Origin of the sequence: Bacteroides sp. RTP21281st1_H5_RTP21281_210402, assembly GCF_040918965.1 — a bacterium.
GTDB lineage: Bacteria > Bacteroidota > Bacteroidia > Bacteroidales > Bacteroidaceae > Bacteroides > Bacteroides congonensis.
The window spans coordinates 169216-181000 of record NZ_JBCOWR010000008.1; the positions used below are offsets into that span (position 1 = coordinate 169216).

At 46.7% G+C, this 11785-nt stretch carries 7 protein-coding genes; 2 read left to right on the plus strand and 5 right to left on the minus strand.

Going from position 1 to position 11785, the window contains the following annotated elements; all coding sequences use genetic code 11:
* Positions 1-377: 377 nt before the first annotated feature.
* The 5 genes from AB5443_RS13590 to AB5443_RS13610 all read right to left on the minus strand — a co-directional run bounded on the left by AB5443_RS13590 (position 378) and on the right by AB5443_RS13610 (position 8457).
* Positions 378-3788: a DEAD/DEAH box helicase gene (locus tag AB5443_RS13590; protein WP_277132947.1), complete on the minus strand. Its 3411-nt coding sequence runs from the start codon at positions 3786-3788 to the stop codon at positions 378-380.
* The gene (gene tatC / locus AB5443_RS13595; protein WP_022139814.1) at positions 3763-4587 is read right to left on the minus strand and encodes a twin-arginine translocase subunit TatC; all 825 of its coding nucleotides are present in this window, start codon (positions 4585-4587) and stop codon (positions 3763-3765) included. Before tatC ends, AB5443_RS13590 begins: the two co-directional genes overlap by 26 nt.
* Positions 4588-4598: 11 nt before the next feature.
* On the minus strand, positions 4599-4817 hold the full coding sequence (locus AB5443_RS13600; protein WP_007751163.1) for a twin-arginine translocase TatA/TatE family subunit: 219 nt from the start codon (positions 4815-4817) through the stop codon (positions 4599-4601).
* A 191-nt stretch (positions 4818-5008) separates the two neighbouring features.
* On the minus strand, positions 5009-7492 hold the full coding sequence (locus AB5443_RS13605; protein WP_277132941.1) for a bifunctional UDP-N-acetylmuramoyl-tripeptide:D-alanyl-D-alanine ligase/alanine racemase: 2484 nt from the start codon (positions 7490-7492) through the stop codon (positions 5009-5011).
* Entirely contained in the window at positions 7468-8457 is a 990-nt protein-coding gene (locus AB5443_RS13610; protein WP_277132938.1) for a GSCFA domain-containing protein, read from the minus strand. The genes AB5443_RS13605 and AB5443_RS13610 overlap by 25 nt, the downstream gene beginning before the upstream one ends.
* 81 nt (positions 8458-8538) lie before the next feature.
* On the opposite strand from AB5443_RS13610, the gene dxs reads away from it, so the two are divergent.
* Together dxs and trkA are read left to right on the plus strand one after the other, a co-directional pair.
* Positions 8539-10443 (plus strand): 1-deoxy-D-xylulose-5-phosphate synthase, encoded by a 1905-nt coding sequence (gene dxs, locus AB5443_RS13615; protein WP_073348454.1) that lies wholly within the window; start codon positions 8539-8541, stop codon positions 10441-10443.
* A 1-nt stretch (position 10444) separates the two neighbouring features.
* On the plus strand, positions 10445-11785 hold the full coding sequence (trkA, locus tag AB5443_RS13620; RefSeq protein WP_044653265.1) for a Trk system potassium transporter TrkA: 1341 nt from the start codon (positions 10445-10447) through the stop codon (positions 11783-11785).

Genomic DNA, 11785 nt, shown 5'->3' on the forward strand with positions numbered 1-11785 from the left:
AAAAGAAAAGAGGAAGATGTCCGATGACGGATTATCTTCCTCTTTTTTTATAACAAATCTTTTCAGACAAAAAGAAAAAATAAAAAAGCCTCTTCTCCCGAAGAAGGCTTTTTAGGTTTACTTATTCTGCATCATCACCCTGCAATATTTTCAACCGAACACTAAAAAACAGTGTTCTTGCATTCCTATAATGAAGGATAGTAAACGTTAAGATGAAAAAAAGGGAAGTCTCACGACTTCCACAATTCTTCTAACCTTAAATCTAAATCTCTATGAAAAAAACGTGTTGCAAATATAGGCGTTTGTTCAACATATAGGTGTTAATGAATTGCATAAAGAGAGAATAAAAACTAACTTCTGCAAAATGATGCAATTTTTCAGGCATGTTCTATTAAATTTAATAAACTTTTATAGATAGGGTTTCGCTTTAAGAGTCCCGGAACACCTGTAATGAACATTTGTTTCCGTGCGCGTGTCAAGGCGACATTCAATTTTCTGTCAATCAAAACACCCGCTTCTTCTGTCAGATTCGACAGGAATTTTAATTGATAGGGATGGTTGACGCAGAAAGAGTAGATAATTACGTCCCGTTCGCTTCCCTGAAAACGTTCGACAGTATCAACCAGTATCCGGTTGAGCGCCGGAATGCCTAATGTCTCTATTTCTTTTTTAATAAGGGCTATTTGACTACGGTAAGGAGTTATGACTCCCAGTGTACGGGATTCGTCAAAATGCTTCTGATTGCTTTCATAAATCCGGGCAGCCAGTCCGGCGACAATCCGGGCTTCTGAAGAGTTGACTTTTGCAGAGCTTCCCGCTCTCTCCGGTATGGATGGATAAAAAGCGACACGGGAGATATGTCCGGAATCTTCCAACTGGTGAGGTAATCCGACAGGAATCAAGCGTCCGCCATAGAAAGCACGGTTGGCAAACAAGGCAACTTCGGGATGCATGCGCCCTTGACGGCAAAGCATGTCGAATGAACGACCAGTGGCAGACGATGTGTTATCGGCAATAATGGACGACAAGCTGTCGTTGCCAGAAGAACAATTCCGGTAAAGACGCTCGAACAGCGAGTCTTTCAGATTTACCAGTCCGATAGAGAGCAGTGATTCATCGTAGATGGCGGATTGTTCCGTGTTTTGCAACACGACAGCAGGAAGCTGTTTATGGTCGCCAATCAGGATAAACTTGTCAATGGCGTTCCGGTCATCTTCACCGCGGGCACAAAGGATTCCCAGTAATTGAGGTTCGAGTATCTGCGTAGCCTCATCTATGATGGCTACATTGAAATGTTTCAGACGGAAAAGTTCCGGTTTGCCGGAAATGGCAGCGACTGTTCCTACAATAATACAGCAGTTCCGGATACGTTCGTAGACTTCCGAACGACGATTGCAGGACGACAGTTCATTTTCTATCAGATGGCTACGGTAACTTTCGTCACACGACAATTCACTTCCGACACGGATAAAATCAACAGCGGGACGGATGGAAGCCAGCGACTTACATATTTCATCAACTGCCCGATTGGTGTATGAAAGCAACAAAATTTGTGCTTCTTTATCAGCATGAAAAGTCTCTACCATCTTCTTCAGGGCGCAGGAAGTCTTGCCTGTCCCCGGAGGGCCGACGAGAAGGAAATAGTCTTGTGCGGCTTTCGCTTTCAGTGCAACACGGGCAAAATCGTCTTCCGCTTGTGAAATAAGGGTATCCAATGATTCGTCAAATTTCGGCGGGCGTTGCGATAGCAACAGGTCGCGACGCTCCTGTGTAGCAGAAAGATAAGCGTACAATCCCTGATACATGGAACGGAATGTCGTATCCATCGTATCGTGCTCTATGGCATAAAGGCTTTCGGCAGGAAGAACGGAAGGATTCTGCTGTGTAGAACGCAGACGGATACCAATTTCATTATCTGTCAGATGCTCGATGTTCCCCTTGAATACCATTTTGTTGGTCACATTATCCGTCTCACTGTTACGTTCATACAAGATAATTGCATCGCCCTGACGGAAGTTGGGAAGTACAGATTCTAATCGAGACTCACATTCTTCAGAACGAACCAATAATAAATGAGCTTTATGCTCGTTAGCGGCATGGTTTTCCTTGATTCGTAAATCATAGATTATCTCTCCTGCCTCGCACTTTTCCGCCAGTGTGGAAAGCCATAAAGAAGCTGCTCCCGTACGTCCTTCATAGTCGACATCACCGGATTTAGAGGTATAGAGTTCTTTAGTCAGGAAATTATATACGGCATAGAAATATTTCTTTTCCAGTGGCGAAAGAACTTTCAATTTCTCCTGAAAATTGTCGATAGACGGGCGCAGCCAGGTTTCCCAAAAGCGACCCTTCAGTCCACGTTCATTCAGAGTGGTAGCGTTTATTTCAGATAGTTTCTCTTCGGTATATTCCAGGCTGTTCCGTAATTGGATGCCGTATTCATTGGCAACAATCCGGTTTCGCAAATCAATTACCCGGCGCACCATCGCCCAGGAAGGGCGGGACGGGTACAGAAGCGGGTAACGGGTATAGAGCAGATAGGCTTTCACTTTCCGGTGATCCATCCCCATCGAGTATTGAAGGACGGCCTGATAGAGAAGCATCTGCACTTTATTGTTTTCCTTAGGTTCCACTTTGCCGCGGATGGCGTATTCGTCGGCTTTGCCGGATTTCATTTCTATGAAGGAAGACATATCCCGTTGCATATAGTCGAGACGGCCTTGCAATCCGAGCGCTTCGCAGATATAAGAAGGTTCGAGCACTGCATCTGTCTTGTCGAGTTCATATCCGGCGGCATGAAAGGTATCATTCACCGTCTCACGGATATGCTCAAAGTGCAGTTTGCAGTCGTCAAAGAACTGACGTTCTTTCTCCCTGTCCCGCAAATCGGGGCAGGCTGCCAGTTCGATAGGATAACGCCGGAAGGCTTTTTGCATACAAGTCCGGTAATCGATATCTTCTTCGTCCTGTGCATGAATCCATTCATCCAGGAAAAGGTTGGCTATATTTCCCAGTAACAAAGGGCGGGCGTTTTCAATCGGCTGGAGACGGGACAGGTAATAATTCGCCGGATGATGCCCATAGTCACGGAAACATTCGGCAAGGGAACTGATGTCAATCAGATAGTCCGGTTCGAGAACAATAAATGAGGGGGTCAACACTCCTTCATTGTCAATGGCTACATCCAAGAGATTCACTTGGGTATGACGCCAAAGTAGCTTGCACGTTTCTGCAAATTCTTCATTAATCTGAGGGATATTGTAGCGGACGAGTAGCGGTTTCTCCGAGACTTCATCCAACGGGGTGGCATACAGATATTGTTCGTCGGCATATTGAAAGCAAACACGCATCCGTTGCACCCGTTCACGGGCAGGTGGAGCAACTATGTAGGTAGCGTCCGCACGTGGCAGCAAGCGGTAGAGTACATCCGGTATATCTTCGTCCGAGAGTTTACGGATCAAGAAAGCCAGTGTCTTGGCATCCCGCAACAGGTTCTCCCTGGTCGGTTCGAGACGGCGGTTCAGTATTTGATTGGAAGTCAGGCGGAAAGTATGCAGCCGGTTCTGCTCGCCTGCCGAAAGATCTATCTTTGCGGCGATAAAGCTGATACGGGCGGAAAGGTCGGTCATTTGCAGACTTTCGTTCTGCATTTGTGAACGGCAAATGCGTTCCAGCAAGTCACGCATTTGCTTGTATCCTACGGCAAGCCGGGCATCTTCCGCCCGGCAAACGGCTAAAAGTAATTCATAAGATTCTATCGCTTCACTCTTCTGACAAGGCAATTTCATCTTCTATCTCTTCTTCTGTTTTCTTCTTGTCCTTTATCATCAGGATGCTCATTTCATAGAGCAGATAAAGTGGAATGGCTACGACGCTCAATGTGAACGGGTCGCCTGTCGGAGTGATGATGGCAGCAGCTATCACGATGATGACAACAGCATGACGACGGTATTTCCGCAAGAATGACTTGTTGACTACTCCCAGCAATGAAAGCAACCACGTTACTAATGGTAATTCAAATGCCAGTCCCATGCATAGAATCAGCATCATAAAATTGTCAATATAGGAATTGAGTGACAGGATGTTCTCCACTTCCGAACTTAACTGATAGGTGGACAGGAAACGGAGCGTCAACGGATAAACCATAAAATAACCCAGCAAGACACCGATAAAGAACATCACCGTCCCGATGGTTAATGCCTTGCGTACTCCTTCCCTTTCGTTAGGATAAAGGGCAGGGCCGATAAAACGCCATACTTCAAAGAAAATATAGGGCATGGCGGTCACTACCGACATCCAGAAGGCTGTCGACATGTGTATAAAGAAGGGAGCCGCCAAGTTTATATTGACCAGCTTCACCTGAAATTCTTGTGTGAAAAAGTCATCGGTCAGATCGAATGTCTGTCCGATATGCCGTAATAAATCGTAGAATATGAAATCATTGTGGCATGGCGCCAGAATCACATGATCGAAAAGGTAGGGCATAGCAATAAAATAACCTATTGCCAATACAAACCAAACTCCAATCACCCGAAAAAGTACCTTGCGCAGTTCATCCAAATGATCCCAAAAGGTCATTTCTGCCATCCGTACTTATTTTACTTACTTGAGTCCGCCGGTTTGTCCAGGTCTTCTTTTGCCTTATTTATTTCTTCTTTTGCATCGTTCACTCCATCCTTGAAGCTCTTCACGCCTTTGCCCAAGCCGCGCATCAGTTCAGGAATTTTCTTTCCACCAAAGAGAAGGAGAATAACCAAAGCTATAATAATCCATTCGGAACCACTAGGCAAGAAACCTAATAATAATAAGTTTGTCATACGTTTATTTGATAAAGAGGTTTTTATTAGTTGGTGCAAATATAAAGAAAAACGGCAAACTGTAAACGGTAAACAATGAATTATTTATGTTAGTTCACTTTCATTCATCATTTACCGTTTACTGTCTACCGTTTTATTATTTACTGATTATCCGTTTGTCGGTTCTCAGTTTTCATTTATCTCTCACGGTTTTATTCCTGATAATATACCCGTTTCACCCGTGTCGATATACTGGTAAGAACTTCATAAGGAATGGTATCCAGCTTGTCGGAGAGAACTGTTATCGGCAGGTCGTCACCGAAAATAATCGCCTGGTCGCCTTCACGGCAGTCGATGTCGGTAACGTCTATCATGCAGACGTCCATACAGATATTGCCCACATAAGGCGCTTTCTTTCCGTTCACCAGGCAGTAGGCATTTCCACGTCCCAAATGCCGGTTCAGCCCGTCGGCATAACCGATAGGAATGGCGGCGATGCGTGAAGGACGTGCCAGATGTCCCATCCGGCTATACCCAACCGTATCTTCTTCGGGCACATTGCGAATCTGGAGTATCGTTGTCTTGAGGGTACTTACATTATGAATAATCGAGTTGTCTATCGGGCTGACTCCGTAAAGTCCGATTCCCAGCCGTACCATATCAAACTGCGCGCCGGGGAAACGTTCGATTCCCGCCGTATTGCAGATATGGCGCAAAATCTTATGCGGGAAAGCGGCCTGCAACTCCTGCGAGCCCTTTTCAAACAGTTCTATCTGCTGGCGCGTAAAGGCATCGAACTGGGGAGAATCACTTCCTACGAAATGAGAGAATACCGAACGGGGAATAACCGCGCTTTGGTTCTTCAGGCGGCGGATAAGCAAGGGGATATCTTCCACGGCAAAGCCGAGACGGTGCATACCCGTATCCAGTTTTATATGAATCGGGAAGTTAGTGATTCCTTCTTTCTTGGCGGCTTTGATAAGCGCGTCGAGCAGATGGAAATTGTAGACTTCCGGTTCCAGTTTATAGTCGAACATGGTTTTGAATGCCGTAAGCTCGGGATCCATAATCATGATAGAGGAAGTAATGCCTGCTTTGCGGAGTTCGGAACCTTCGTCGGCAACGGCTACCGCCAGATAATCGACATGATGTTCCTGCAAGGTCTTGGCTATCTCATAAGAACCGGCTCCGTAGGCAGAAGCTTTCACCATACAAATCATTTTCGTTTCAGGATGGCGGAGCATGGAACGGTAGTGGTTCAGGTTGTCTACCATGGCGTGCAGATTTACTTCCAGGATAGTTTCATGCACTTTCAATTCCAAGGCTTCGGATACCCTGTCGAAGCTGAACACACGCGAACCTTTTATCAGAATGACTTCCGAATGAAGGGATTTGAGTATGTCCGACGCGAGAAGGGCTTCGGTATTGGGGAAGAAATAGCGTTCGATGTCATCACTAAACCGGGCGGCACACGAGGAAATTTCCGGGCCTACGCCAATCAGTTTATTGATGCCCCGGCTTTGCACTAGTTGGGCTACACGTCGGTAGAGCGTGGCTGTGCTTTGTCCGGTTTCCAGTATATCGGACAGGATAAGCGTCCGGTTCAGTCCTTTCTTTTCAGAACGGCGGACAAGGAAGTCAAGGGCTATATCCAGGGATGCCAAGTCCGAATTATAGCTGTCATTTATCAAGACACTGTTGTTCTTTCCTTCTTTTACTTCCAGGCGCATGGCAATCGGTTCGAGGCGTGCCATCCGTTCGGTGATCTGGTCGGCGGGAGTCATCAGGTAGAGGCAGGCTGCCAGGCAGTTCAAGACGTTTTCTATGGAAGCATCGTCAATAAAAGGAATACAGAAAGTATTATCCATATCCAGATAACGGTAGGAAATGACGGTGTGGTCTTCTTTCTTTGTTATGCGGCTGATATGAAGCGGACGTTCGATATCCTTTTTACTCCAGGCAATCTCACGGGCTGTCAGCATTGACTTTGCCACGCAGTTGCTGATTAATTCATTATCGCCGTTGTAAATCACGACATCGCAGTCTTTGAAAAGCGTCAGTTTTTCCATGCACTTCTCCTGCAATGAGAAGAAGTTTTCCTGATGAGCGCCGCCGATATTAGTCAAAATACCGATGGTGGGCTTTATCATCCGTTTCAAAGCTCCCATCTCTCCCATTTCGGAGATACCGGCCTCGAAGATTCCCAGTTCGGCTTCGTCATCGAGTTGCCACACAGAAAGCGGAACGCCGATTTGAGAATTATAACTGCGCGGAGAACGGACGATACGGCGATCCGGACTAAGCAACTGGTGCAACCATTCTTTCACAATGGTTTTTCCGTTACTGCCGGTAATGCCGATAACGGGTATCTTGAAATTCTCACGGTGTACTTCAGCCAGTTTCTGCAAGGCTTTCAAGGGATTGGGGACGATGAGGAAATTGGCTTCTTCATATCTCTGCCCGGCAAGGGTAGTCCAATCCTCTTCGGAGACTACAAAATTGCGCACTCCCCGGTCGTATAAATCGGGAATATAGCGTGCTCCACTATTTCGTTTGGTAGCTAAAGCGAAAAAAAGAGTTTCTTCTGGAAAACTCAGGGAACGGCTGTCTGTTAACAGCCAATCAATAGTCGTTTCATATTCGCCCACACGGCGGGCACCGATACTTTTGGCTATGGATTCAATCGCATATGACATAGTTCTGTTTCTTTTTGAAAATCTAAGTACGGGTATTTTCCGATAAGTCGTTCTATTTTTAACACTATTTGTCCTAAAAAGCGTTGATACGCTTCTGAAGCGGGATGAAAGGGCTTATGAGCCAAGTCCCGCCGGATATCTTCGACCTCTGCCATAATCTGCTTTGTGTCAGCGGAAAAGAAGGTTTCGGAGAAGCGTTCCCACAGGTAACGGACTGCCAATGGGGACGGATGCAACATATCATCCGCATAAAAGCGGTAATCACGCAATTCGTCCAAGACTATTTCATAGGAAGGGAAATAGAAGACGTGTTGCGGGAAAAATTGTTGCAAGCGGTCGATAGCAAGTAATAAAGTGGATTTGCTTAACTGGTTGGCGTGCATCCCGTCGCGAATGTGGCGGATGGGACTTACGGTGAACAGGATCTTCAGATTCGGATTACGGGCTGCCAGGCTGGTAATCAACGAAGTATATTCGTCTACTATTTCGTCTACAAGAAGAAGCCTGCGGTTAAAGTTGCTCTCGGGCAGTTTATGACAATTGGCAACAACCTTTCCCGTTTCTTTTTGTTCATAGACGTAAGCCGTACCGAAAGTCAGCATCAGCCAATCAAGTTGTTGCATAGCCTTACGGGCTTGTTGAAGTCGCACGTTGATGTGCTGCAAGGTTTCTTCCTGAGTGGATGCGGAAAAGAAGCCATGATGCATGGGGCTATGCCATAGCCCCCGATAAGCAAACAGGTCTTTCTCCGTGTATTCTTTTTTCGTTGCAATCTCCCGCAAAGCGGATGAGATAGATAAAGGATTATAAAGAATACCGAAAGGATTCAGATCCAACCGGAATTTGGCATCTGCAAGCAAGGCACCTATATTTTTGGCGAAACAAGACCCCATCAAAAGTATATGGTCTGTATGTCGGATTGCCGGAAGTCCGGCGGGCAATTCCACAGATGTTTGAAAGTTCATATGATTTTCCATCACTTTATTACATTTCGTATGCAAAAGTATACTTTCTTTTCGTACTTTTGCACTAAATTTCCTAGAATCATGAATAGTGAACCGATATATAACTTGCTAAAATCCATTAATTACCCCGAAGACCTGCGAAAACTAACCGTAGAGCAACTGCCGGAAGTATGCGATGAACTAAGGCAGGACATTATTAAAGAGCTCTGCTGCAATCCGGGACATTTTGCCGCCAGTCTTGGGACAGTGGAACTGACTGTAGCCCTGCACTACATCTACAATACACCTTATGACCGTATTGTGTGGGATGTGGGACATCAGGCTTACGGCCATAAAATTCTGACAGGACGCCGTGAAGCTTTTTCCACCAACCGGAAGTTTGGTGGAATACGCCCTTTCCCGTCACCGGAAGAGAGCGAATATGACACTTTCACATGCGGACACGCTTCGAACTCTATCTCCGCCGCTCTCGGCATGGCTGTTGCCGCTGCGCAAAAAGGAGATTCCAAGCGTCATGTGGTAGCCATCATCGGTGATGGTTCCATGAGTGGCGGACTGGCTTTCGAAGGACTGAACAATGCGTCTGCCACCCCGAACAACCTGCTTATCATCCTGAATGATAATGATATGGCCATCGACCGTAGTGTCGGCGGCATGAAGCAGTATCTTTTCAACCTGACGACTTCCAACCGTTACAACCAGTTACGTTTCAGAATGTCGCGCGTATTGTTCAAACTCGGTATCCTGAATGAGGAACGCCGCAAGGCGCTGATACGTTTCGGCAACAGCCTGAAGTCGATGGCTGCACAGCAACAGAATATTTTCGAGGGAATGAATATCCGTTATTTCGGTCCGATAGACGGACACGATGTAAGGAATCTCGCCCGCGTACTGCATGATATCAAAGATTTGCAGGGACCCAAAATCCTGCATTTGCACACTATAAAGGGAAAAGGGTTCGCTCCGGCGGAAGAACATGCCACCGAATGGCATGCTCCGGGCAAGTTCGACCCCGTCACCGGTGAACGTTTCATTGTCAACACGGAAGGAATGCCACCGCTTTTCCAGGATGTATTCGGAAATACATTGGTAGAGTTGGCTGAAGCCAATCCGAAGATTGTCGGTGTGACTCCTGCCATGCCCAGTGGCTGTTCGATGAATATACTGATGGAAAAAATGCCGAAACGGGCATTTGATGTCGGTATTGCCGAAGGGCATGCCGTTACTTTCTCCGGTGGTATGGCAAAGGACGGGTTGATACCGTTCTGTAATATTTATTCTTCTTTCTTGCAGCGGGCGCATGATAATATCATCCATGACGTAGCGATACAGAATCTTCCTGTGGTATTATGCCTCGACCGTGCCGGACTGGTTGGCGAGGATGGCCCTACACACCACGGAGCATTCGATATGGCTTGCCTGCGTCCGATACCCAATCTTACTATTTCTTCGCCAATGGATGAACACGAGTTACGTCGATTGATGTACACGGCACAGTTGCCGGACAAAGGCCCGTTCGTAATCCGTTATCCGCGGGGACGTGGAGTGCTGGTAGACTGGCAATGTCCGCTGGAAGAAATTCCGGTAGGGAAAGGAAGGAAGTTGAAGGATGGAGAAGACCTTGCGGTGATTACAATCGGCCCGATAGGGAATACAGCCGCACGTGCCATCACCAAGGCGGAAGCCGGGCTTGGCAAATCCATCGCCCATTATGATTTGCGTTTCCTGAAACCGCTGGATGAAGAGTTGCTGCACGAAGTCGGCCGCAAGTTCGAGCGTATCCTTACCATTGAAGATGGCATTGTCAGAGGGGGTATGGGGAGCGCTGTCCTTGAATTTATGGCGGACAATGAATACAAGCCGACCGTGAAGCGTATCGGCATCCCCAATATATTTGTGGAACATGGTGCGGTGAATGAGCTTTATCATGTCTGCGGCATGGACGAGGAAGGTATTCTGACTAAAATAAAAGAATTTATCAATTGACATGAAGATTATTATTGCCGGTGCCGGCAACGTAGGCACCCATTTGGCCAAACTGTTATCGCGCGAAAAGCAAGATATTATCCTGATGGATGACGACGAGGAGAAACTGAGTGCCCTTAGCGCCAACTTCGACTTGCTGACAGTTGCCGCCTCTCCTTCTTCTATCTCCGGTTTAAAAGAGGTAGGTGTCAAAGAAGCCGACTTGTTTATCGCAGTCACCCCGGACGAAAGCCGTAACATGACCGCCTGTATGCTGGCTACCAACCTCGGAGCCAAAAAGACGGTGGCACGTATCGACAACTATGAATATCTTCTGCCCAAAAATAAAGAGTTCTTCCAAAAGTTGGGAGTGGACTCCCTGATTTATCCGGAAATGCTGGCTGCCAAAGAAATTGTATCTTCCATGCGCATGAGTTGGGTACGCCAATGGTGGGAATTCTGCGGCGGCGCTCTCGTACTGATTGGTACGAAGATGCGCGAAAAGGCGGAGATTCTGAATATCCCGCTTTATGAACTGGGCGCACCGGACATCCCTTATCACGTAGTAGCCATCAAACGTGGTACGGAAACAATTATTCCGCGTGGAGACGATGTGATAAAACTACATGACATTGTTTACTTCACTACCACCCGTAAATATATTCCTTATATACGTAAGATTGCCGGCAAGGAAGATTATGCCGACGTGCGCAACGTGATGATTATGGGCGGAAGCCGCATCGCCGTCCGTACCGCTCAATACGTACCTGACTATATGCAGGTGAAAATCGTAGACAACGACATCAACCGCTGTAACCGGTTGACAGAATTATTGGATGACAAAACAATGATTATCAACGGCGACGGCCGCGACATGGATCTTCTTATCGAAGAAGGATTGAAGAATACCGAAGCCTTCGTTGCCCTGACCGGAAATTCCGAAACGAATATCCTGGCTTGTCTTGCCGCCAAACGCATGGGCGTGGACAAGACAGTGGCGGAAGTGGAGAATATCGACTATATCGGCATGGCGGAAAGCCTTGACATCGGTACGGTTATCAACAAGAAGATGATTGCCGCCAGCCATATTTATCAAATGATGCTGGATGCTGACGTTTCCAATGTGAAATGTCTTACATTTGCCAATGCGGATGTTGCAGAGTTTACTGTACCTGCCGGAGCAAAAATAACCAAACATCTGATCAAAGACCTGGGACTCCCGAAAGGGACTACCATCGGCGGTATGATTCGCAACGGAGAAGGAATATTGGTAACCGGTGATACGCTGATTCAGCCGGGCGACCATGTAGTGGTGTTCTGCTTGAGTATGATGATTAAGAAAATCGAGAAATTCTTTAATTAG

Bases quoted from the DNA above. Each gene is read 5' to 3' on its own strand.
- AB5443_RS13590 (WP_277132947.1), bottom strand. From the start codon at position 3,788: ATGAAATTGCCTTGTCAGAAGAGTGAAGCGATAGAATCTTATGAATTA.
- tatC (WP_022139814.1), bottom strand. From the start codon at position 4,587: ATGGCAGAAATGACCTTTTGGGATCATTTGGATGAACTGCGCAAGGTA.
- AB5443_RS13600 (WP_007751163.1), bottom strand. From the start codon at position 4,817: ATGACAAACTTATTATTATTAGGTTTCTTGCCTAGTGGTTCCGAATGG.
- AB5443_RS13605 (WP_277132941.1), bottom strand. From the start codon at position 7,492: ATGTCATATGCGATTGAATCCATAGCCAAAAGTATCGGTGCCCGCCGT.
- AB5443_RS13610 (WP_277132938.1), bottom strand. From the start codon at position 8,457: ATGAACTTTCAAACATCTGTGGAATTGCCCGCCGGACTTCCGGCAATC.
- dxs (WP_073348454.1), top strand. From the start codon at position 8,539: ATGAATAGTGAACCGATATATAACTTGCTAAAATCCATTAATTACCCC.
- trkA (WP_044653265.1), top strand. From the start codon at position 10,445: ATGAAGATTATTATTGCCGGTGCCGGCAACGTAGGCACCCATTTGGCC.